The following is a 22,965-nucleotide window of genomic DNA, read 5'->3' on the forward strand; positions in this document are numbered from 1 at the left end:
GGCGCCCACGTCCAGCCCGCTCCCGTGCCGCCGCCCGCGGCGGACACCGCCGTCCAGGCCAGGGACGCGCCCAGCGCCGCCGCGCCGAACCGGACCAGGGCCGCCGTCCAGCGCCGCTCGGGCACCACGATGCGCAGCACCACGAGGGAGGCGAGCAGGGCGAGAGCGCCCAGGGCCGTGACGACGGCAGGCTTGACCGGGCCGGGGAGCGGGACGGTGTACTGCAGGGCCTGGACGGCGGTGAGGCTCATCAGGACCGCTCCGACGGCACCCGTGAGGCCGAGGTTGACCGTCTCCTGACGGCGCTGCCGGGCGCGCTGGAGCAGTTGGTCGGCGAACGCGCCGACCTGCTCGCAGCGGCGCAGCGCGGCCTCCAGGTAGGTGGCCTCGTCGTCCAGGCGCCTGCCGAACCACTCCGCCAGCGCCCGGTCGTCGGCGAACGGCCCGCAGGGAGCGAGCTGGACGTGGGCGGCGTGGGCGGGTGCGGAGTCGCCGAGGGCGGCGAGGTTGGCGGCGGCGATCTCCACGGTGCGGGCCATCTCGCGGCTGCGTGTCGAGCGGTCGACCAGACCGCGTTCCCGGGCCTGGAGACCGACCAGGGCACGGGTGGCCCGGAGCAGGTCCGCTTCGCGGCCGGGGCCGTGCGGAGCGGCGGTCCGCTCCAGCAGTTCGGCGACGGCGGTGTCCGCGGCATCGCGCAGGCGCCCGGCGCTCCCGGCCGCGGACCAGACACGCAGTTGGTGGCGGAGCTTGGCGGCGTGCAGGAGGTACTTACCCAGCGGGGGCAGCTCGCGCGCCCGGGTCGTCCAGGTCCAGGCCGTCAGTTCCCCGTCCTGGTCGTGGCCGGCGACCACGACCAATCGGCGTTCCAGGCGCGTGTCCCGGGCAGCGGACGCCTCCCACACCGCGAAGCCCCGGGAGACGGTGACGCCTCTGTACGGCCAGCTGCCGGGCGCGGCGGGATCGGCCGGTGTCCGGGCCCGTACCACCGCGGCCGGCGGGTGGCCGGCATCCGGCGCGGGCCGGACCCCCGGCTCGGCGAGCCGCGCGAGGTACAGTCTCGCCACTCCCAGTACGCCCCTGCTCCGAGGTCGTCCCTCCAGGGTGTCCCCGGCCGGCAGGACCGCCGACCACCGCGCGTCCAGCTCCCTCCAGCCCAGGGACTCTTCGGCGGCCGGAGCCAGCATGACCGACAGACACAGTACGTCGCGCTCCCGCCGCAGGGCCGCCTGCCACACCCCGGATCCCGGCCGTCTCCGGGCGGCGAGCAGCCCCGCCGCCCCGGTGGAAGCCGGGCCGGGGAGCGATTCCCAGCCGCTCTCCGGCTGCACCGCCACTCCGGTCCGCTCCACCGGATCCGTCATCCCCAGCACGGTGCCGCACCCGTCCCACACCTCCTCCAGCAGGGCGAGGGCCCTGTCCCGGTGCGCTCCGCCGGTGAGGACGAACAAGTGCACGCCCAGGGCCTCAGCCCGCAGCACCGGTGCTCGCACTGTCGCCGCCGGAGGTGGTCCACCCGTCCGCCCGGTCCACCGGATCCACCGGATCCACCGGATCCAGAGCGTGAACCAGTTCGTTGACCCGTTCCCGGCAGTCCTCGGGAAGCGGCAGCAGGGCGGCGTCCTCCAGACCGACGATGCGGTACGGGCCCGCCATCTCCACGACCGCGACGGCCCGCCGCAGGCCGGCGGCGTCCCCGGCCGCGAGCGCACGCCGCATGGCCTCCAGGCCATGCCCGACCGCGATCCAGTTCTCCCGCTTCAGCCGCCAGGCCGGAACGTCCTCCAGAACCTCGGCGGCCATGCGTCGTGTCTCCGGCTCCACGTGACGGGAGCGTAGTAGCGCGCCCGTCCCGCCGTCAGCGGGACGGGAGAAACGGCCCGGACATCCGGCTGTCACCGCCGTCCGTTCCCGGCGGAACGGCGACACGGTCGGCGAGGTTGCGAGCGCGGGCCTCCTCCCCCCCCGGCGCACAGAGCGCCGGAGCCGCGAGCGCCGCTCTCCGATAATCTCTGCTCGCCCCCGAGGAGACAGACAGGTGGCTGTCCTCACGTAAGCGTTTCCCGCACGTGCAGCTCATGGCCGAGGTGCGCCGGGCGGGATCACATTCCGGCTCACGGATACAGGACTGGGGGATTCCTTTGCGTGACGCCTCCCGACCGCATCACGGGTGGCTCGGCTCGCACCGTTGGCCAGGTGACCGAGGTGCTGCTCGGCGGTCAGCGGATTGTCCCCAGGACCTGATCTCTCGTGGAGGTGGTCGAGGGATGTCGGCTGATTGTGCTGAACGACATCTCCTCACAAGCATGCCGAGGCCCACAGCCGGGCCGCTGACAACGACGCCGAACTCGTCTTCCTACCGCTCTGCGGATTCTGGCCGAACCGGATCGAACCAGAAGCGCTCGGCCCTGCGCTGCCCCCTCAACGGCACCGACCACCGCACCCACGAGGATCCGAGCGCCGCCACCGCCGCCCGCGTCCGCCGACGCACCGCAGGTACTGGGGCCAGGAACGATTTCGCCGCCGGGTCACCCGTCCGCGTCCGGGGCCGGAACCCGACGAAGTTGGCGGAGTACCGGCGGCGAGTGTTGTAGCGGGCCGGCCAGGCAAATACCGTCCTTCCGCAGGTGTCGGCGTCGCCGCAGTCGCGGGCGCCCTGGAGAGTCTCGCGTTTCGGGGAGGCGTGGAAACTCTCGCAGGCCGCGTTGTCCGCGCCGGTGCCGACCGCACCCATCGGCCGGGTCACCCCGAACCGGTCGCAGAGGTCGGCGAAGGCCCGGGAGCCGTGTCGGGCCCCGTGGTCGGAGTGGAACACGGCGCCGTCCAGGCCGCCGCGAGTCGCGGCTGCCGTCTGCGGTGCGTCGGCGACCAGCCCGGTGCGGCAGCGGGCCGTCCAGCGGCCCGCCGACCAGTTCGGCGTAGGTACGGTGCGGGAGCGGGCCGGGGTCGGGGGCGTCGTGCTCCGCGCCGTCTCGTACGACGTCCGGTCCTGTTCGTGCTTCAACCGCGTCCCGTGGCGGAGCGGGCGGGGGCGGGCGGCGCATCCCCCGTGAGAGCCACAGGAACTGTCCGTGCGGGGGTGATTCGCGGGCGTCCTCAGGTTCCTAGCGTGGTCGTCAGGTCACCACGGGTGTGACCACTACCGGGGAGGCCATCATGGGCACCACGTCAGCCGTACGACACCGCACAGGCTCCGGCCCGGACAAGGACCGCGACAGAGGCGGCGGCGGCTTCGGCCGGATCGTGCGCTCCCCGCTCGGCTGGATGCTGACGGGAATGGTCGGCGTCGGCCTGGTCTCGGGCCTGACGGCGACCGGACCCGGACCGGTGCCGGTGCTGGGCGCAGCCGCCGCGGTGGCCGTGTACTGGCTGGTCATGCGCCGTGTCGCACGGCGCCCCACGCCGGAGACCGCCTGGTCCGGAGCCGGCCGGGAGGCACTGCTGGGCGGTGGGATCGGCCTGGGCTTCATCCTCGTCTCCGCCCTCCTGATCACGGTGTTCGGAGGCTATTCGTTCTCCTGGGCGGGCAACGGCTTCATGTCGGTCGTCTGGACCGCGGTCGCGGTGCAGGCCGGCGCTGCGGTCACCGAGGAGCTGCTGTTCCGCGGTCTTGCCCTGCAGGCTCTGGAGAAGCTGTGGGGCAGCCGGGCCGCCATCGTGACCACCTCGCTGTTCTTCGGTGTCGCCCACCTGGGAGCCCCTGGCGCGAACGCGTGGAGCGGACTGGCGATCGCTCTGGAGGCGGGAGTCCTGCTCGGAGCCGCGTTCCTGTGGCGGCGTAACATCTGGTTCGTCGCGGGTCTGCACTTCGCCTGGAACACCACGGAGCAGCTGCTCGGCGTCCCGGTCTCCGGGCACACGCCCGAGGGTCTGTTCACCGTCGATGTCCATGGCTCCGCCTTCCTGACGGGTGGCGGCTTCGGCCTGGAGGCATCGGTTGTGCCCGTCATCGTCGGCGTGGCTCTCGCCGTCCCGATGCTCGTCCTCGCCCACCGGAGCGGTGGCATCAGGGCCCGCCGACGCGCGGGCCACTGAGACAGACAGGCCGACTGGAGGAAACGGAAGTGATGCCCCGCCAGGCGCCCTGGAGCCTCCCGCTGCTCCGGGCGCCGCTCGACCGGTGGCAGGAGCGGGGTGCTCTCCTCAGGGACGGCATCCTCGCTCTGACGCTCACCCTGCTGGCCTTCGTGCCGCCCCTGTCCCACATCGGTGCGCAGATCGGCGATCTGCCCGAGCGGCCGGCGAACGCGCTGGGCGTCGGGCTGGTCCTGGCCCAGATCCTGCCGCTGGCGGTCCGCCGCAGACGGCCCGCAGCCTGCCTGGCCGTCATCGCGGGCGCGTTCGCCGTGCACCAGGCGCTGGGCTTCGCGACGACGTTCGCGAGTGTGGGGCTGTATCTGGCCCTGTACTCCGCCGGGGCCCATCAGATCCGCTTCCGCCACGGCCTGGTCGCCGTGGCGAGTGCGGGTTACGCCGTGCTGGCCATCGCCCTGGACCGCCTCGGCTCACCGCAGTCGATACCGGACTATCTCGCGTTCTCCCTGGCCCTGGCCGCGGCCTGGCTGGTGGGGAGTACGGTGCGCACGCGGCGGGCGGAAGAGGCGAAGCGACGGCGGCTGGCCGCCGAGGCGGCCACGGCCGCCGAGCGGGCGCGGATCGCCCGCGAGCTGCACGACGTGGTCACCCACCACGTGACGGCCATGGTGGTCCAAGCCGACGCGGCGCAGTTCCTGCTCACGTCCGCGCCGGAACGCGCCGGTGAGGGGCTGACGGCCGTCAGCGACACCGGCCGTCGGGCGCTGACGGAGCTGCGGTACCTGCTCGGTGTCCTGGAGGCGACCGGCGAGTCGGCCTCCGCGGACCCGGTGAGTACGGGCCGGGCGCCCGCCCTGGGGCGGGTGGGGGACCTGGTCGAGCAGGCCCGCAGGTCGGGCCAGCCGGTCGAGTTCAGCGAGCAGGGCGAGCGGCGGCCGCAGGGCGTGGACGTGGAGCTGGCCGCGTACCGGGTGGTGCAGGAGGCCCTCACCAACGCCATGAAGTACGCGGCCGGGAAGCCGACACGGATCCTGCTCCGGCACGGCGACGAGCGCATCGAGATCGAGGTGACCACCGACGGACCCGCCGCCGCACCGGTCACGCGGAAACCGGACCCTGCGGGCGGACGCGGGCTGGCCGGGCTGCGTGCACGGGTGCGGATGCTCGATGGTGAACTGAGGGCCGGTTCCCGCCCCGGAGGCGGGTTCGAGGTCCGCGCCACGATTCCGTCCAAGCCCCCTTCAGGAGTGACCCCGTGAGCGATGCGCCGCCACCGATCCGTGTGCTCGTCTGCGACGACCAGGCGCTGGTGCGGACCGGCTACGTCACCATCTTCTCCGCGCAGCCCGACATGGAGGTCGTCGGGGAGGCCGGGAACGGCCACGAGGCGGTTCAGACCGCGCGGCGGCTGCGCCCCGACGTGGTCGTGATGGACATCCGGATGCCCCTGCTCGACGGCATCCAGGCGACGCGCCAACTGGCCGGTCCCGATGCCGAGGACGCGCCGAAGGTGCTGGTCGTCACCACGTTCAACGTCGACGCCTACGTCTACGACGCGTTGCGCGCCGGAGCGAGCGGCTTCCTCCTCAAGGACGCGCCTCCGGCGGAGCTGGTGGGCGGCATCCGGACCGTCGCCCAGGGCGAGGCCCTGCTGGCACCCGCCGTCACCCGCCACCTCATCGGCCACTTCGCCCAGCGTCTGCGACCGGCCGACACCTCCCTGCCGGCCAGACAGGACGTTGTGCGTGCGCTGACCCCCCGCGAGCTGGAAGCGCTCCAGTTGATCGCCGAGGGGCTGTCGAACGCGGAGATCGCTGCGGCGATGTTCATCACGCCCGAGACCGTCAAGACCTACGTGTCGCGCATCCTGGCGAAACTCGGTCTGCGCGACCGCGTCCAAGCCGTCGTCCTCGCCTACCGGGCCGGACTGGTACCCGGTACACCGTGACCGGCATGGCCGTGTGCCCCAAGTACAGCTCCGCCCACCAGGCGGCCCAGGCGAGACTCCTTCCCCCCGGCACCTTCAGTCGGCTCGTCAGCGATCGATCGGGAGCACCCGGGAGCACCCGGTCCAGGCCGCTCTCGCGCAGAATCTGCCGGACGGTGTCGCCCAGGGTGCCTGCCGGCCGCGTCGATCACGGTCTCCAGGGCCTCGGGCAACAGGTCCTTCTCCCGGTACCGGTCGCGCAGGTCGGGAGTGGGGCGGCGGATGCCGGCGCGGGCCGCCTACCTGGCCGCCTGACCGTTCCGTGCAGAACCGGGGAGCCGGACGGCCCCACATTCCAGGTACTGCCCGCACGATGTGCGAACGGAAAGGACGGATATCGATGCTGTCGGTCGATCTCGTGGGGTTCCTGGGTGTGGTGCTGCTCGCCTACCTGGTCCCCGGCCCGGACTTCCTCGTGATCGTCAGAGCGGCCGTTCTGCGTCCAGCGCTGGGAAGGGCGGCCGCCCTGGGAGCACAGACCGGACTGTGCGTGCACATGTTCGCAGCGGCTCTCGGGCTCTCCGTCATCGCCGCCCGCTCCCCCACCGCTTTCACCGGGATCAAGCTGGCAGGGGCGGCCTACCTGGTCTACCTGGGTGTACGGGCCCTGATCGCGGTCCGGCGAAGCGCCGTCGAGCGGCGTCGCCGGGGGAGGCCCTCCCCGGACGCCTCCCCCGGCGACCGGGAAGACGACGGCAGGGCCCGGGACGGAAGCCACGGCATCACCTGGAGGGAGAGTTTCACCCAGGGATTGCTGACCAATGTTCTCAATCCCAAGGCCGCGCTGTTCTTCCTCAGCATCCTCCCCCAGTTCGTCGACCGGACAGGACCGATGACCGAGCAGATCTTCTTCCTGGGCGTACTGGACGTCGTGATCGGCATCGTCTACTGGCTGGTTCTGGTCAATGTCGCGGCGAAGCTGCGGATCCTGCTGAGCCGACCGGCCTTCCGCCACCGGTGGGAGATGACCACCGGCTGGCTCTTCATCGCCATTGGCTTCGGCCTCGCCACCGTGGGTTGACGAGCCGTCGCACCGTGCGGGTGCCTCCGGCGCCTGTCCCCGTGCCGACCTGCGGCACCACCGGCGGCCAGTGGCTGCGGCCGGGCGCCCCTCCGCCGTCCGCTGTCGCGACTGGGGTTGGTCGCCGCCGCATCCGGCGCCGAGGCCCTCACGGTCACAGGCTGGGACGGACCCTGCAACATTGACCAGGGCGTACCGGGTATCGGTGTCCACCGTCGCCGTCTCGGCGGGTGCCGGATTCACTCCGGCGAGCAAGCCGGTCACGAGGGTCGCCGCCATCACGGCGGCGACCCGTGACCATCAGCGACGACCTCGTGGAGGGGCGGGGGAAGCCGCACCGCAGGCCGTCACCCGATTCACCCTTTCGTCGGTGGCAGGCCTTTTCAGGCGCGGGTCCAGCGCTGGTTGCTGCCGTTCGAGCAGGAGTAGAGCTGGATCAGGGTGCCGTTGGCGGTGCCGGCCCCGACGGCGTCGAGGCAGAGGCCGGACTGGACGCCGACGATGGATCCGTCGGAGTTGAGGCGCCACTTCTGGTTGTCGCCACCCCAGCAGCTGTAGATCTGGACCTTGGCACCGTTACCGGTGCCGGCGGCGTCCAGGCACTTGTTGCCGTAGATCCTGAGCTCGCCGGCATCGGTGTACGTCCACTGCTGGTTGGTGCCGTTGTGGCAGTCCCACAGATGGACCTGGGTGCCGTTGGTGGTGCTGGCGTTGGGCACGTCCAGGCAGCGGCCCGAACCGACGCCCTTGATCGTGTTGCCGTCCCCGGGCGGCGGAGTGGTGGAGCCGCCGTTGAGTGCGTCGAGGACGGCGGTGTACGCGGGCTTCTTGCTGCCGTTGTTGTAGAACAACAGCGGCGTGTGCTCCGAACGCCACGAGTCGCTGTCGCGCACGCCCCAGACGGTGACACCGAGGCAACGGGAGACGGCCAGGCAGTCGTTGACCACGGCGGCGTAGGTCGAGGGCGAGGCTCCCTGGATGTCGAGTTCGGTGATGGCCACGTCGACGCCGAGGGCGGCGAACTCCTGCAGCGTGGTGCGGAAGTTGCTGTTGTAGGGGCTGCCGCTGTTGAAGTGCGACTGGAAGCCGACGCAGTCGATCGGCACGCCGCGCTGCTTGAAGTCCTTCACCATGCGGTACATGGCCTGGGTCTTGGCCCAGGTCCAGTTCTCGACGTTGTAGTCGTTGTAGCAGAGTTTGGCGGACGGGTCGGCGGCGCGCGCGGTGCGGAAGGCGACCTCGATCCAGTCGTTGCCGGTGCGCTGCAGGTTGGAGTCGCGCCTGGCTCCCGAACTTCCGTCGGCGAAGGCCTCGTTCACGACGTCCCACTGCGCGATCTTGCCCTTGTAGTGGCTCATCACGCCGTTGATGTGGTCGATCATCGCCTGGCGCAGTGCGCTGCCGCTGAGGCTCTGCATCCAGCCGGGCTGTTGGGAGTGCCAGGCCAGGGTGTGGCCGCGCACCTCCTTGCCGTTCTGCACCGCCCAGTTGTAGACGCGGTCGGCGGCGGTGAAGTTGAACTGGCCCCGCTGCGGCTGGGTGGCGTCGATCTTCATCTCGTTCTCGGCCGTCACCGAGTTGAACTCACGGGCCGCGATCGTCGCGTACGTCGAGTCGCTCAGCCTGTTCGCGGCGATGGCGACGCCGAAGTAGCGGCCGCTCTGCGCCGCCGCGGCGCCGAGCGTGCTCTCGGCGGCCTGAGCGGACGGTGGCGCGACCGGTACGGCGATCACACCGAGGACGCCGGCGACCAGCGCCGGCAGCAGAGCGCGGAGCTTCCGCCGGACAACGGATCTGGAAAGGGCATGAGAGCCCATGGCTGTGCCTCCAAGGTAGAAATAACGGAACCACCGGACACCGCGGTCATGGGAGCCGGGAGGATCTCGGCCGACACGGGCGGTGCCCGGTCGGTCGCCGAGTGACGTACACCGGGCGGCAGCGGCCTTTCGACACAGGCACGGGCACTCCATCGCTGCTCAGCCGGGGGCGTCACGCGGCGTCGCGCACCTCTCCGCCTGTACGAGGCGTCAGGATGCGTCGGTGTGAGCCTCACCGGAACGAAAAACGGGGTGGCGCAGGTGTTTCGGTGTGCGGATCTGTCGTGCCGCTGTGTGCGGCTCTGCCGTACAGCGCAGTCCGCACAGGACCATGACGTTCGAAATATCGAACCATGGCCGACTACCCAGACAAGATATTGAGGAATTGTCAGCACCTCGTCAACCCTCGCGGCGTGAAAGATTTTCGCCCCAAGCGCGAAACTTTCGAACCCTCGCGAGCCGGGCGGATCCCTGGACCGGCGAGCCGCATCGTGAACTTGCGGAAGCCCGGTCGGCGTGACGGCTTGTCGCGTCCGAGGGGAAGCAAGCGTTTACGGACAGCTCGGTGACAGGCCTTGACCGCGAGGCCCCGCCTTCCTAGCTTGTGGCGTCACGGAAGCGGGACGCCTCCGAAACTTTCGAACCTGCCCTTGCCCCCGGCACGGCCGTTCCGCGGTTCATCGACGTCATCTCACCCCCCACCCCAAGGAGGCCCCCTGATGCGGCTTCGCCACTCGTCTCCAGTCCACCCAAGGCGCTTACTCGGCGTCCTTGTTTCCTTGCTGTTGGCGGCCGCCTTCCTCGGCGCCCAGCCCGCCGAAGCCGCGACCGTAGACCCCAACGCCTCTTATGTGCTGGTCAACCGCAACAGTGGCAAAGCCCTGGACGTCTACAACATGGCGACCGACGACGGCGCCCGCATCACCCAATGGACCAGGAACGACCAGAACCAGCAGCAGTGGCAGTTCGTCGATTCCGGGGACGGCTACTACCGCATCAAGTCCCGCCACTCGGGCAAGGTACTGGACGTCTACAACTGGTCCACCGCGAACGGCGGCTCGATCGTCCAGTGGACCGACCTGAACGGCGCCAACCAGCAGTGGCGGCTGGCCGACAGTTCGGACGGCTACGTGAGACTCATCTCGCGCCACAGCAACAAGGCCCTCGAAGTGCAAGGCGCCTCCACCGCCGACAACGCGAACATCGTCCAGTACGACGACTGGGGCGGCGCCAACCAGCAGTGGCGGCTCGTCAAGGTCGGCACCGAAACCCCCGGCTCGTGTGATCTTCCGTCGACCTACCGCTGGACATCGACGGGCGCGCTGGCGCAGCCCAAGCAGGGATGGGTCTCGCTCAAGGACTTCACCGTCGCCCCCTACAACGGCAGGCAACTCGTCTACGCGACCACGCACGACACGGGGACGAGGTGGGGTTCGATGAACTTCGGCCTGTTCACCAACTGGTCGGAGATGGCCTCGGCCAGCCAGAACACGATGTCCAATTCCACCGTCGCGCCCACGCTCTTCTACTTCGCTCCGAAGAACGTCTGGGTGCTCGCCTACCAGTGGGGCAGGACCGCCTTCTCCTACCGGACGTCGAGCGACCCCACCAACCCGAACGGCTGGTCATCCGAGCAGGTCCTCTTCTCCGGAAGTATCTCCGACTCCGGAACAGGACCCATCGACCAGACGCTCATCGGTGACGGCACGAACATGTACCTGTTCTTCGCCGGCGACAACGGCAAGATCTACCGGGCCAGCATGCCGATCGGGAACTTCCCGGGCAGCTTCGGCTCGACCTCGACAGTGATCATGAGCGACACGACGAACAACCTGTTCGAAGCCCCGCAGGTCTACAAGTTGCGGGGCCAGAACCGCTACCTCATGATCGTCGAGGCGATCGGATCGCAGGGCCGGTACTTCCGCTCCTTCACGGCCACCAGCCTGAACGGCTCCTGGACACCCCAGGCCGCGACCGAGAACAACCCCTTCGCCGGCAAGGCCAACAGTGGCGCCACCTGGACCAACGACATCAGCCACGGCGAACTGATCCGCACCAGCCCCGATCAGACCATGACCGTCGATCCCTGCAATCTGCAGTTGCTCTACCAGGGACGCAGCCCCAACTCCGGCGGCGACTACGGCCTCCTGCCCTACCGCCCGGGTCTGCTGACACTGCAGCGCTGACGGCACGACACGATTCCGGCTCCGGTAGGGAGTCGGCGTGGCGGGCTCGGCGGATGGCCGAGCCCGCCACGCCGTAATCCGAAAAGCCCAGGTCCCCGTCGGCACAGTGAGGCTTTGAGGCATTTCCGTGCGCCCTGCCCACCGACGAAGCCCTGCCGTACCCCGGCAGTACGCGGCCGCGACGACACTGCCCCGGCGACCTGCCCGACGCCCGATGGGAACTGATCCACCCCACCCCACAAGCCTGGCGAGCGGCCCGGGCCCCTGGCGAGCGGCCCGGGCCGGCATCCGCCGCCCCGCCCCCGACCTGCGCGACCTGATGGACGCCATCCTCTGCGCCGACCGCACCGGCATCCCCTGGCGCCACCTCCCCCACGGCTTCCCGCCCTGACGGAACGTCTACGGATTCCTTCACCACCTGACAGAAGGACGGCGCCTTCACCCTGCTCACCGCCCAGCCCCGCCGCTGAGTCATCGAACGCACCCTGGGCCGGCTCATGCAACGCCGCCTGGCCCGCAACCGCGAAACCCTGCCCACACGCTCCGAAGCCATGATCCACCTCGCGATGATCAACCTCATGAGCCGCCGCCTCACCGGCGAAGCCACCCCCGACTGGCGCGGCACCTGAACGACGAACAAATCAAACGGACAACCGAGAACCAAACGCTCACCGAGAAGGCCGGGTGGGAGTTGAGGGAGTCCTTGAACAGGAACTACACCGAGCATTCCACCGTCCCTGCGGGTCGGCGCCCGCGAGGACGGCATCGAGCCCGGCGGCGTGCAAGTGGCGAGGGTGTCGGGCACGGCCCCCCTCGACGGACTGGGGCACCACAGGGGACCGCGACCTGTCCTGGGGGTACTGGGGCCAGGCTCCCAGCCGCTCGGGAGCCTAGCCTGAGCAACATGAACACCTCGAAACTGGGCGACTACCTGCGGAGTCGGCGTGCGCAGGTGACGCCGTCCGATGTCGGTCTGCCCGAGGACGGGCGGCGACGGGTTCCCGGCCTGCGGCGCGAAGAGGTCGCGATGCTGGCCCGCATCAGCGTCGACTACTACCTGCGACTGGAGCAGGGACGTGAGCGGCGCCCGTCGCCGCAGGTTCTGGACGCCCTGAGCGACGCGCTGCTGCTGGACGACGACGGCCGGCTGCACCTGTACCGGATCGCGGGCCTGACCCCGCTCCCGCGCTACGAAGGCGGCATCGAGCAGGCGGATGCCCAGTTGCTGGCCCTGGCCGAGCTGTGGGACCGCACGCCGGCCCTGCTGCTGGGGCGGGCCTACGACGTCCTGGCCGCGAACACGCTGGGGCGAGCCGTCTTCCCCCACCTGCAACCCGGCGCGAACGTGCTGCTCACGATGTTCCTCGACCCGTCGGTCCGTGCGTTCCACGCGGACTGGGAGAGGGCCGCGGCCAACGCGGTCGCGGGATTTCGCTTCCTGGAGGGGGCCCGGCCGAACGACCCGCGGATCCAGGAGGTACTGCAGACGGTCTCAGAGCGCAGCCACGAGTTCGCCGGCCTCTGGCGGAGGCGGGACGCACGGGGCAAGAGTGACGCCGCGAAGGTGCTGCTGCATCCCGATGTCGGTGAACTCACCCTGCGCATGCAGGCCTTCGACGTACGCTCCGCCCCAGGGCAGCAGCTGATCGTCTACCACGCCCAGGAGGGCACCGGGACCACGGACGCACTCCGTCTGCTCGGCTCGCTGGCGGTGACCACCCGCCCCGGACACCAGGACGACTCGCCGAGGCGGGCCACGTGAGGACCCACTCCGCGACCATGGCCGGCGTCCATGCGTCAACGGACCGAAGCGCGCGGCGGGAGAGGACCCGGGCCGGGCGTGGTCGGCAGGGCCATGGTCCCGATCAGCGGGTCCATCGTCAGGATGCGGGCGTTGGTGAACAGGACAGGGCGTCCCGCGTCGTTCGAGAGGATCTCGTCCAGAGCCTTGGAGTGCCAGCCCGCGACGTCCGTGTCGGTGGTGCTCACCGCTCGTTCCCCGGTGGGTTCGGGGCGATCGGTGTGTGCGATGCGCGAAGTGCGCTGCCGGGAGCCGATCGGGTGGTGGATGAGCCCGGGCGGTTTCCGCTCCATCAGTTTCGACGGACTCGGTCGTCGGAACCAGACCGCCCTGCCCCCAGGTTCACCGCACCCATCACGGGTGCCGCCCGCTGTGGCGGTGAGTGAGGGGCGGGTGCGGTCATCCGGGGCCTACAGGCGCTCATGCCGCGGATCCCGCCAGGGGCTCCCGTGCGGCCGGGCCCTCCCGGGCCGGCGCCGCTGCCAGGCGCCGACGACGAGAACTCCGCAACCGGGCCGCGGAGCTGCGCGCCGCAAGGGCTCCGGCCCAGGCGGATGTCGCCACCGCGTCACTGCCGGCCGCAGGCCGTGTACGTCCGCCGTACCGCTGCCGTACGGCCCTGCCGCCGATGATCCTGGGTGCGCGGCACCCAGGAGGCCCGCACCCAGGAGGACGGCGTCCTGGCTGCTTTCCGGCGCGGGGCCGAGGGTAGAGCCATGACCAGCAACGACACGACCCGCGACGCACACGAGTACGTCGGGATGTGGGTGACCGCGGACGGTTTCATCCGCCAGGAACTGCTGCCGAACGGCCGCTACGACGAGGCCCGGGGCGACCGCCGGAGCGCCTACACCGGCCGCTACACCGTCACCGGCAGCCACCTCGACTACGTCGACGACACCGGCTTCACCGCCACCGGCGACGTCCGCGACGGCGTTCTCTTCCACGAACACCTCGTGCTCTACCGCGAAGGCGACCCGCGCGCCCGGCAGGGAGCCCGGCCATGAGCGAGTCTCAGCCGCGGGCGGCCTGAGCTCCCAAGGCTCGCGAACGCCCGCCGCTCGCCCGCCGCCCGACGGGTGGCACAGCGGTCGAGCAACCCGTCGAACGAGCAGGCCGGTGAGCGGCCCTCCCTGTCCGTGACCGCGAAACCCCCGTCGCCGTACAGGGGATCCCGGATTCCACCGGTGCTCCGATCATCTGGAACGCCCTGTCCGAGCCGGACGGTACGGACGAGGCACGACCCTGGCCCTGAGCACCGGGATCCCACCGACCGGGCTCGGCAGCCCCCCACAGTCCACCGAGAGCCGACGCATCGCCGCTCCGCCCGTACGACGGACGCGGCTCGAGGAACGGCTCGCCGCGTCGGCCGCTCCACTCCGAAGGAGTTCTTCTTCCATGACCCCCTCCACCAGTCAGAAGGTCGTCCTCATCACCGGCGCCAGCAGCGGCATCGGCGCGGCGACCGCCAAACTGCTCGCCGAGCGAGGCCACCATGTCGTTCTCGGAGCCCGCCGCACCGAGCGGCTCAAGGGGCTCACCGAGAACATCCAGGCGGCCGGCGGCAGCGCCGAGTACCACCCTCTGGACGTGACCGACGCCGAACAGGTACGGGCCTTCGTCGACGCCGCCCACAGCAGGCACGGCCGCGTCGACGTCCTGGTCAACAACGCCGGTGTGATGCCGCTGTCCAAGCTGGAGGCACTCCGGCTCGACGAGTGGAACCGCATGATCGATGTGAACGTCCGCGGCGTCCTGCACGGCATCGCGGCCGCACTGCCGGTAATGCGGGCTCAGCACTACGGCCAGTTCGTCAACGTCGCCTCCATCGGCGCCCATCAGGTCTCCCCGACCGCGGCCGTCTACTGCGCCACCAAGTACGCCGTGTGGGCCGTCTCGGAGGGCCTGCGGCAGGAGGTCGGCGGCGACATCCGGGTCACCACCATCTGCCCGGGCGTCACCGAGTCCGAACTGGCGGAGTCCATCTCAGACCCGGTGGGCCGCGAGGAGATGCGTACCTACCGCAGCGTCGCCATCCCGGCCTCGTCCGTCGGCGCGGCCATCGCGTTCGCCATCGACCAGCCCGCCGAGGTCGACGTCAACGAGATCATCGTCCGCCCCACCGCCGGCTACGCCTGAGCCGGTCCCCCGCCTCGTCCCCGCCGCTCATGGCGGGGGCGGGGCGTCGTCATCCGCACCCGGGGGCGCGGCCGCCGGGTCCAACTCGCTGCCGTCCTGGCCCGCGACGCGCGATCAGGGGAGAACGGTCCTCCTCGGGCGTGCTGGGCCACACCACCGAACAGGCTCAGAGATCGTTCTGTCCCGGCGAGGTCGTCTGGTGGCGCTTCGGGGGTGAGCGGGTCCGAAACCGCTGAGGCGGTAGTGCTCGACAGGGGCCATGGGGGGCTGAATTCTCCGTGCCTCGGCCCGTTTCGGTGCGTCGCTCCTGTCCGGTCCCAAGACGCCCCCGGTCACCGCCGTTCCCGGCCTGCTGCGACTCCTGGCACGGGAGGCCGGAACGCCGAGCCGAACGCCTGTGTGCTGGACGCCCAGAACATCAAAACCTCGGCCAAGGTCATCGACCACGGCGCCCGCCTCGGCATCGATGTCGATGTCGATGTCGATGTCGTCCAACGCGGCCCCGGGGTCGAAGGGTTCAGGGTGATCCCCGGCGTTGAATGGCCGAGCGGACCTTCGGCCGGCTCGTGCACCACCGCCGGCTCGCCCGCGAATCCACCCCGGACTGGCGCGACATCCGAACCCCGAACCAAACAGCCTCGCCGGGACGAAATGCTCTTCGAGGCTCATCCGGCCGGGTCCGCGGGGCCGTGGGCGCGCAGGCGCAGGGTGCGGGCGCCGTCGGCGCGCATCCGGTCGGCCGCGGCGAGCAGTGCGTCGAGGTCGTCGGTGCCCGCGTGCAGGAACCGTCCGGCGAGCGGGTCGAGTTCGCCGCGGGCCAGGCGGACCGCCGCGGCCAGGAAGCGCGCGGGGTCCGTCCAGTCCTCGCGGCCGTCGCAGATGGCCATGCCGAGGGTCATGTCGGTGCGGACCATGCCCGGGCTGAGGTCGAACAGGCGGACTCCGTGGGCGTGGAGGGAGTCGGCGAGGACGCCGGTGAGGGCGAGCAGGGCCGCCTTGGACCCGCTGTAGGCGGAGTAGCGGGGGTCCGTGCGGACGGCGAGGATCGAGTTGACGTTGACGATGCGGCCGGACCGGCGTCGGACCATCTCGGGCGCGATCGCTCGGCAGGCGTTGACGGTGCCGCGGACGTTGGTCTCGTAGACGTCCCACCAGTGGTCGGGGTCGGCCTCCCAGAAGGGGAGTTCGCCCCGGTCGACCAGTCCGGCGTTGTTCACCAGCAGATCGACGGGGCCGAGCGCGGTCTGGACGTCCCGCACGGCCTGCCGTGTCTCCTTGGGACAGCGGACGTCGGCCAGGGCGACGACGGTGCCGGGGCCGTGCCGGGCGCAGGCGCCGGCGGTGTCGTCCAGCGACCGCCGGTCGCGGCCGACGAGACCGACCGCCATGCCCTCCTCGGCGAGGCGGAGGGCGAGGAGCCGGCCAAGGCCTCGCCCGGCACCGGTGACGAGCGCGACCTGGCCGCGCAACGAGGCGGAGGTCTCCCCGGGGACGTTCTCGGTCCCGCTCATCGGGAGCCCTCCGCGGCCAGTTCACGGAGGGTGCCGGCGCCGCTGAGGATGGCTTCGCGGTTGCGCCAGTGGGCCCAGAAGGCACCGGTGTGGCCCTGCCGGTTCAAGCTGGTCAGGAACGGGTTGTCGGCGTAGTTGTTGTCGTTCTGACTGCTGCCGGAGAGGGTCGGCAGCATGACGCGGTAGCGCTCGGACTCGGGGATGTGGTTCCACAGGAAGTCGACGGATCCCCGCCAGATCCCGTGGGGGCTGCCCACGGTGCCCGGAGCCTCGGGCAGGTCGGGGGAGAAGTAGCAGACCAGGCGGAAGTTCCCCGATTCGTCGAACATGAACTGCCGCTCGTACTCGACGGGGCTGTCGCACTGGGCCAGCGGCTTGAGGACGATGGGCCGGGTGGCGGTGTTGGACTGCAGGCCCGGAACCGTGCGGACGCCGTCGCACTGCTCGGCCAGGGAGATCGCCAGGTCCATGTAGGGGAACAGGCGCAGGCCGAGGCTGAAGCCGGTGACCGTGGCGTCCAGTTCCATCAGCCGGTCGACGCACTCGCGCATCGTCTCCAGGTTCTCCCCCGGCATCCCGAGCAGTGCCTCGACCATGGTCAGCATGCCGTGGCGGTGGCTGAGTTCCACCAGGCGCACGGTGTCGGCGAATTCGTAGTAGCGGGTGCCCTTGCCGGTGACCTTCCAGCCGTCGAGCATCTCGGGACGCACGTGGTCGGTGCCGACGTTGACGCCGGCGCATCCGGCTGCGGCGAGCAGTTCCGCGAACTCCTCGTCGAACGGGGCGGGCTGGCAGTACACCCACAGTCGCAGATCGCGCAGCGGGCTGGTGACGTCGGCGTCGCGGCGTCGGACGATCTCACGGAGCAGGCTTTTGCTGTGGGCGATGGAGAGGTTGAACTCGCTGTCGGTGGTGTGCAGGTCGTGGATGCCCTGGGCGGTGAGCGACTCGATCTCGTCGACCACGGCGTGCAGGCTGCGGCGGGCGAACCGGGTGCCCTTGGCATCCGGTTCCACGCACTGGCTGCATTTGTAGACGCATCCGTTCTTGGTCAGGATGCTGCCCAGGCCGCCCATCCGGTAGTAGCGCAGGTTGTCGACCTTGTACGGTACGCCGGAACGGCGGGTGTAGGAGAGTTCGGTCTCGGCCTGCCAGACCCGGCTCTCGTAGTGGCCGACGGCGCTCGGGGAGAGGGGCTGCGGCAAGGTCGGGCGTCCGGTCAGCGCGGGCGGCGGAACCCGGGTGACGTGGCCGGGGCCGCGGTTGATCAGCAGTCCCGGGACGTCGTCTGCGGGCCGGCCCTCGTGCAGGGCCTGCGCCAGGTCACAGATGATCTTCTCGCCGGGTCCCTTCACGCCGTACTCGACGCCGAAGTAGTCGACCAGGGCGAAGGGCATCGTGGAGAAGCCGACCCCGCCGGTGATGACGGGTGCCGGGGTCTGCCGGCGGATCTCGTCGATGACGGTCTTGTACCGGTCGACGAAGGGCCGCTGTTCGAGGGCGTACACGGTGTCGGTGTTGCGGCAGGTGACGCCGACGAGCAGTGGGCGGTGGGCGCGGAAGTACTCCTTCAGCACCCGGGGCCAGTCGTCCAGGTGGAAGGTCAGGTCCAGGACGTGGGCCTCGAAGCCGGCGGCCTCCAGTGCGGTGGTGAGCACGTCCAGCGCGTAGGGCGCGATGGGCGGGTATATCTGATTGGGGTTGACGAGGGTGACGGTGCCTTTGTGTTCCATGGGTTTCCTTACGCGCGCGGAGGCTGGGAGATCTCCAGGACGTACTCCGTGACCCGGCCGTCCGGGCCGGGGCCGACGGGGTCGGGCAGGGGCTCGGTGAAGGTGAGGGTGTCGCCCGGGGCGGCCGTCACGGCCGGACGGCACAGCGGCTGGGACAGGTCGACGTAGAGGGGTTTGCGGATGGCCGCGCCGGAGGTGGAACGCGCGGCCAGCACCGGCCGTTTGTCGGCCCGGCCGCGTACCACGTCCCACGGGTCGGGCAGGGTGGTGGTACGCAGGAAGGAGCGCCGGGGCACGCCGGTGCGCGCGCACCAGCGGTACCAGGCGAGCGTCTCCTCGGCCGGATCCGCCGGTGCCGGGTCGGGCAGGGCGGCGCCGGACACCTTCCAGGTTCGGCGGCTGAGAACGAGACGCCCGAGGGTCAGGCGTGGGTAGTGGCGGACGGCGGCCGGGTCGTGGGGTGCCGTGCGGGCGTCCACGTGGTCCCACAGGTCGAGCGTCGCGCCGGTGGCCGGTCCAAGGCGGCTGAGCCACCGGTACAGGCCGGGCGCGACGGTGGGCAGGGTGGCGTTGTGCGGGACGGGGAACAGCGGCCGTCCGGGGAAGCGGTCGCTGAACAGCAGCAGTCGGCCGTCCTGGGCGCGTACCGTGCAGGCGGACAGGTCGATGCGGTTCTCGGGCGGGCACTCCAGCGCGCGGCCGGGGCAGGCCAGTGCGGCGGGCAGCAGCAACGGGTGCTCGTTGACGGTGGCGCCGAGCAGCGCGGAGATATCGACCGGGATTCCGTCCCGGTGGGGTGTGTGGGCGGTGCTCGCCCAGGTGCGCAGTTCGGCCGTCCGGGTGTCGTCGAGGTCGGCCGCGACCCGGGCGGCGAACCGACCGTGGCCACTGCCGACACCGTTGAGGACCAGGCGTTCGCCTGCGACCTGGACCGGCCAGGCCGCGCACGGCAGGTCGAGAACGGCGTCGGGCAGCCGGGCCGCCACCGCGTCCAGCAGGTCGGGGTCGCAGGACACCTCGGTGCCGGACCGGTCCGCTGCCGCGCGCAGTCCGGTGAACAGGCGCTCCCGCAGGTGGAGCACCGCGGCGAGTTCGTCGGCGGTGCAGTCGGTGAGCAGGGCGTCGCTCTCCTTGCGGCCGGCCTCCAGGAACCACTGGTAGGCCGCGGGCAGCGGCACCGGGTCGGCGCCGAAGCGGCGCCGGAAGGCGATGGCGGTGGCCAGTTGGAAGGGCAGTTCGGCGCCGAGCAACGGCACGATGCGCTGCACCCGGCCCAGGTCGGCGAGGACGTCGGGCGAGGTGCGCAGGATGCCGTCGTCGGTGGCGACGCCCACGACGTCCTCGCCGACCGCCGCGCGGCCGGCGTCCTGGCCGGCGGCCTGCAGGGTGCGGGCGAGGCGGGCGACGCCCCGCCGCGCGCGGTGCAGGGCGTCGGCGTGCCGCGCGACCGCGAGGTCGTCCTCCGCGTCGCGCAGGTCGCACAGGGTGTCGTGCACGTCCTGGGCGGTTTCGGCGCCGGCGCCCGGTGCGGGGCGGGTCGCCTCGGCCGCGGTGTGCAGGACGCGGCGACCGTGGGTCGGCAGCACGGGGCCGAGTTCCAGCAGACCGCGGGCGGCGAGGGTGGTGAGCGCGGCGGGCAGGGTGCCGTCGGGGGCGACGGTGTCCAGGCGGACCGGGGTGCGCAGTCGGCGCAGGGTGTCGGCCAGTGCCGGGTTGCAGCGTGCGGACAAGACGCGTTCGGCGCCGTCCGGGCCGGACGCGAGCCACGTCACGCGGGGGCCCTCGGCGTCCTCGCGGACCAGTGCGCTCGGGTTGGCCGTCAGCCACAGGTGCTCCGGCCGCAGGATGCGGTGGCCGTCGGCGGCGATCCACCGCCGTGTCCACTCGACGACCGCGCGCTGCACCCGTACGTGGCGGCGGGGCACGGTGGCCGGGCCGTCCCGGAAGAGAAGATGCGTGGTGGCGAAACCGGCGAACGGCGTGGGCTTGGTGGCGGCGCGTTGCACCAGGCGCAGCAGCGTCATCGCGCGGCGCCGGGTCCTGCGGCCCGCGGCCGGGTCCAGCACTCCGAGCGGTCCGGCGGCGAGCAGGCCGGGCACGGACAACTCGACGGACCAGGCGATGTCCGGGTCGGTGAGCACCGTGTCCACGGCCGCGCCGGCCGTGCGGGCGAGCTTGCCCAGGGCCAGGTCGAGTTCGCGCCGGGCGGAGTCTCGGGCCGCCACCATGCGCGTGTACGACGCGACCGGTTCGCCCCCCGGCACCGGCCGGTCCGGCAGGGGGCGGGCGTTGAAGGCGGCGCGCCGCGCCCGCAGCAGGTCGCGGCGTTGTTCGGGCGGTGCCGTCGGCACCTGTGCGCCGAGGTGGTCGGCGAGGCGGGCGCCGAGGTCGCGGACGGTGTCCTCGGCGGCGGCCCAGGCGCCGGCCGCCTGCCACACCAGGTCGCTGCCCAGGTCCGCGAGGACGGTTCCCGGCACACGGCACCGCCGGCGCACCGCGACCGGGCCCAGGGTGGCCCGGTCGGTGGGTTGTGTCCGGTCGGCGCCGCTCACGGCCGCCATGTGATCTCCAGAGGGAGACGGTCCAGCCCGCGGTGCAAGAAGTGCGGGGCCCAGGTGGGTTCGGCGGCGAGCCGGACGCCGGACCAGTGGCGGCCGACCGCCTCCAGCAGGATCCGGCCCTCGGTGCGCGCCAGATGGGCGCCCAGGCAGACGTGGCGTCCTTCGCCGAAGCTGACGCCGGGATGGTCGACGTCCGGGTCGGAGGTGAGCAGTTCGTGGTTGGCGGCACCGAGCATGACCCGGATCCGGTCCCCGGCGTTGATGTGCTGCCCGGCCAGTTCGCACTCCTCCTGGGCGACCCGGACGGTGAAGGTGAGGGGGGACTCGGCGAGCAGCAGCCGGTCGACCTCGGCTGCGGTGTCGACCGTGCCGGCGGCGAGGTCCCGCAGCAGCTCGGGCCGGGTGGCAAGGCGCAGCAGCAGGCCGCTGAGCATGTTGCGGGAGGTGTCGTGGCCGGCTATGTAGAGGCTGAAGACGTTGGCGAGCAGTTCGGTGTCGGACAGCTCCTGCGGGGTCCCCCGCGCGGCGGCGGCCAGCGCCAGCACCGAGTCGGGCATGTGGTGCCGGGGTTGTCCCATCCATCGGGTGACCAGGCGGCCGAGTTCGTCGACGCGGGTCAGTGCGGTGCCGACCTCCTCGTCCGACGGGCGGCCCGAGGCGACGCCACCTCCCTTGCTGATCGCCCGGCACAGATCGCTGACCTCATGGCGGTCCTCCGGAGGGATGCCGACCAGGTCGCCGATCACGCTCACCGGCAGGCGGGCACTGATGTCGGCGACGCCGTCCACCACGGGGTGGGCCGCGGCGTCGTCCAGGATCGCCGCCATGGCGGTTTCGATCCGCGCGGTGCGGGCGCGCACCGCGCGCGGGGTGAAGAGTTGTCCGAGGAACCGGCGCAGCCGCGTGTGCCGCTCCCCCTCGCTGGCCAGCAGCATGCTCTGGAGGAAACCGCTGTGGCTGCCGTTCTCGGACCACTGCGACTCCCGCGGCGGTCCGGGCATGCGGAAGCGCGGATCGCGCAACACCAGGCGGGCGAGTTCGTAGCCGGTCACCACCCAGGTGCCGTCGGGACGGCTCCACATCAGCGGGCCCTGGCGGTGCATGCGTGCGTAGAGAGGGGCCGGGCACCTCAGCAGTGCCTCGGTGACGGCCGCTCGGGTGGGTTTGGTCGTCATGGCATCACGCTCTTCTCAGCGAAGCACCTTGCCGCGTGCGTCGTAGGCGGCCTGATCGGCCGGCCGGCAGACGACCCGGTGCGGAGTCACGGGGGCGGGCAGCCGCCGGCAGGCGTCGCGGACCTGTTCCTGGGTGACGTCGCCGACCGCGACGACGGTCACTCGGTCGGCGGTCCCGGCGCGCTCGACGGAGACCGAGGCGTCCACTGCACCGGGCAGGGCGCGGACGGCGGCGGTGATCTCCCGCGGGTAGACGCTGACGCCGTCGATCTTGACGAGGTCGTCCTTGCGGCCGTCCAGGACGAAGCCGTCGCCCGCCCGGTGGGCGAGGTCGCCGGTGCTGACGGCGCCGTCCGGCCGGGCCGCGAGCACGCCGCCGGTCGCCGCGAACCGGGTGTCGGGGCCGCGCGTCCACAGGGTTCCGACACCGTCCGGTCCGAGGTCCTCCAGCCACACCGGCTTGCCGGGCAGCGGGGACCCGACGTGGCCGTCGTCGCGAACCTCGCGGCCGACGGTGAGCAGGCCGGTCTCGGTGGAGCCGAGCATGGTGAGGAACTCGCAGCCGGTGAAGCCGGCGCGGATGCGTTCGGCGCGCTGCGGGGTGAGGCCGCCGCCGGCGGGCACGAACGACGTGCCGCCGTAGGCGTCCCGGCCGGCCGCGGTCCGCGCGCCGAGGACGGCGATGGCGGGCGGGGCCAGGCACACGCCGGGCCGCCCGGCCAGTTGGGGCAGGGCGGTCTCCCAGCCGCTCGGTCGGAACAGGACCAGGTCGCGGCCGAGCAGTACGGCCGGTGCGACCACCATGTAGAAGGCGGCCGCGAAGTCGATCGCGGAGCAGGTTGCGAACACCTCGGCCGCGGCGTACTCCGGCATGCCATCGACGTACAGCTCGACCGCGTCGGCCACCTCGTGCGGCCGGCCGAAGAGCAGCTTGGGCCGGCCGGTGGTGCCGGAGGAGGCCGTGGCGTAGGTGGGGCCGTCGACGCCGGGAGGCGGGGC

General features: G+C 71.6%; 17 protein-coding genes and 1 pseudogene. 9 read left to right on the top strand and 9 right to left on the bottom strand.

Annotated features, from left to right (window positions below; all coding sequences use genetic code 11):
• On the bottom strand, positions 1-1,481 hold a 1,481-nt coding region (locus L7D48_RS02850; protein WP_237877038.1), incomplete at its 3' end, for a CATRA conflict system CASPASE/TPR repeat-associated protein.
• Positions 1,468-1,803, bottom strand: a complete 336-nt coding sequence (locus tag L7D48_RS02855; protein WP_237877039.1) for a CATRA system-associated protein — start codon at positions 1,801-1,803, stop codon at positions 1,468-1,470. The genes L7D48_RS02855 and L7D48_RS02850, both read right to left, overlap by 14 nt.
• A 1,353-nt stretch (positions 1,804-3,156) precedes the next feature.
• Between L7D48_RS02855 and L7D48_RS02860 the strand changes: the two genes are divergently transcribed.
• From L7D48_RS02860 to L7D48_RS02875, 4 genes are all read left to right on the top strand, one after another.
• Entirely contained in the window at positions 3,157-4,035 is an 879-nt protein-coding gene (locus tag L7D48_RS02860; RefSeq protein WP_237877041.1) for a CPBP family intramembrane glutamic endopeptidase, read from the top strand.
• A gap of 32 nt (positions 4,036-4,067) precedes the next feature.
• Entirely contained in the window at positions 4,068-5,294 is a 1,227-nt protein-coding gene (locus tag L7D48_RS02865) for a histidine kinase (RefSeq protein WP_237877043.1), read from the top strand.
• The gene (locus tag L7D48_RS02870; RefSeq protein WP_237877045.1) at positions 5,291-5,983 is read left to right on the top strand and encodes a response regulator transcription factor; all 693 of its coding nucleotides are present in this window, start codon (positions 5,291-5,293) and stop codon (positions 5,981-5,983) included. The genes L7D48_RS02865 and L7D48_RS02870 overlap by 4 nt, the downstream gene beginning before the upstream one ends.
• A 379-nt stretch (positions 5,984-6,362) precedes the next feature.
• Positions 6,363-7,043, top strand: a complete 681-nt coding sequence (locus tag L7D48_RS02875) for a LysE family translocator (protein ID WP_237877047.1) — start codon at positions 6,363-6,365, stop codon at positions 7,041-7,043.
• Positions 7,044-7,426: 383 nt separating this feature from the next.
• On the opposite strand, the gene L7D48_RS02880 is transcribed toward L7D48_RS02875, so the two are convergent.
• Complete coding sequence (locus L7D48_RS02880) at positions 7,427-8,860, bottom strand: endo-1,4-beta-xylanase (protein ID WP_237877049.1); 1,434 nt, start codon at positions 8,858-8,860, stop codon at positions 7,427-7,429.
• A gap of 719 nt (positions 8,861-9,579) precedes the next feature.
• On the opposite strand from L7D48_RS02880, the gene L7D48_RS02885 reads away from it, so the two are divergent.
• The 3 genes and pseudogenes from L7D48_RS02885 (at position 9,580) to L7D48_RS02895 (ending at position 12,808) form a co-directional block, all read left to right on the top strand.
• Positions 9,580-11,046, top strand: a complete 1,467-nt coding sequence (locus L7D48_RS02885) for a non-reducing end alpha-L-arabinofuranosidase family hydrolase (protein WP_237877051.1) — start codon at positions 9,580-9,582, stop codon at positions 11,044-11,046.
• Positions 11,047-11,198: 152 nt separating this feature from the next.
• Positions 11,199-11,675 (top strand): annotated as a pseudogene (locus L7D48_RS02890) (transposase).
• Positions 11,676-11,950: 275 nt separating this feature from the next.
• Positions 11,951-12,808: a helix-turn-helix transcriptional regulator gene (locus L7D48_RS02895; protein WP_237877053.1), complete on the top strand. Its 858-nt coding sequence runs from the start codon at positions 11,951-11,953 to the stop codon at positions 12,806-12,808.
• Between the two features lie 35 nt (positions 12,809-12,843).
• Here L7D48_RS02895 and L7D48_RS02900 read toward each other — a convergent pair whose 3' ends face one another.
• The gene (locus L7D48_RS02900; RefSeq protein WP_237877055.1) at positions 12,844-13,035 is read right to left on the bottom strand and encodes a hypothetical protein; all 192 of its coding nucleotides are present in this window, start codon (positions 13,033-13,035) and stop codon (positions 12,844-12,846) included.
• A gap of 528 nt (positions 13,036-13,563) precedes the next feature.
• On the opposite strand from L7D48_RS02900, the gene L7D48_RS02905 reads away from it, so the two are divergent.
• Both L7D48_RS02905 and L7D48_RS02910 read left to right on the top strand, forming a co-directional pair.
• Positions 13,564-13,854, top strand: coding sequence for an Atu4866 domain-containing protein (locus tag L7D48_RS02905; protein WP_237877057.1), 291 nt, complete (start codon positions 13,564-13,566; stop codon positions 13,852-13,854).
• A gap of 391 nt (positions 13,855-14,245) precedes the next feature.
• Complete coding sequence (locus L7D48_RS02910; RefSeq protein WP_237877058.1) at positions 14,246-14,986, top strand: SDR family oxidoreductase; 741 nt, start codon at positions 14,246-14,248, stop codon at positions 14,984-14,986.
• Positions 14,987-15,651: 665 nt separating this feature from the next.
• Here the strand turns inward: L7D48_RS02910 and L7D48_RS02915 are convergent.
• The 5 genes from L7D48_RS02915 to L7D48_RS02935 form a co-directional block, all read right to left on the bottom strand.
• A complete protein-coding gene (locus L7D48_RS02915) occupies positions 15,652-16,497 on the bottom strand; it encodes an SDR family oxidoreductase (RefSeq protein WP_237877060.1) in 846 nt (281 codons plus the stop codon).
• Positions 16,494-18,230: a tryptophan 2-C-methyltransferase gene (gene tsrT / locus L7D48_RS02920; protein ID WP_237877062.1), complete on the bottom strand. Its 1,737-nt coding sequence runs from the start codon at positions 18,228-18,230 to the stop codon at positions 16,494-16,496. Before tsrT ends, L7D48_RS02915 begins: the two co-directional genes overlap by 4 nt.
• An 8-nt stretch (positions 18,231-18,238) precedes the next feature.
• Positions 18,239-20,791, bottom strand: coding sequence for a lantibiotic dehydratase (locus tag L7D48_RS02925; RefSeq protein WP_237877064.1), 2,553 nt, complete (start codon positions 20,789-20,791; stop codon positions 18,239-18,241).
• Positions 20,779-21,966 (bottom strand): cytochrome P450, encoded by a 1,188-nt coding sequence (locus tag L7D48_RS02930; protein WP_237877067.1) that lies wholly within the window; start codon positions 21,964-21,966, stop codon positions 20,779-20,781. Before L7D48_RS02930 ends, L7D48_RS02925 begins: the two co-directional genes overlap by 13 nt.
• A gap of 15 nt (positions 21,967-21,981) precedes the next feature.
• The coding region (locus L7D48_RS02935; protein WP_237877069.1) for an AMP-binding protein at positions 21,982-22,965 on the bottom strand (984 nt) is incomplete at its 5' end.

The organism is Streptomyces sp. ICN903 (assembly GCF_022015835.1).
GTDB lineage: Bacteria > Actinomycetota > Actinomycetes > Streptomycetales > Streptomycetaceae > Streptomyces > Streptomyces fenghuangensis.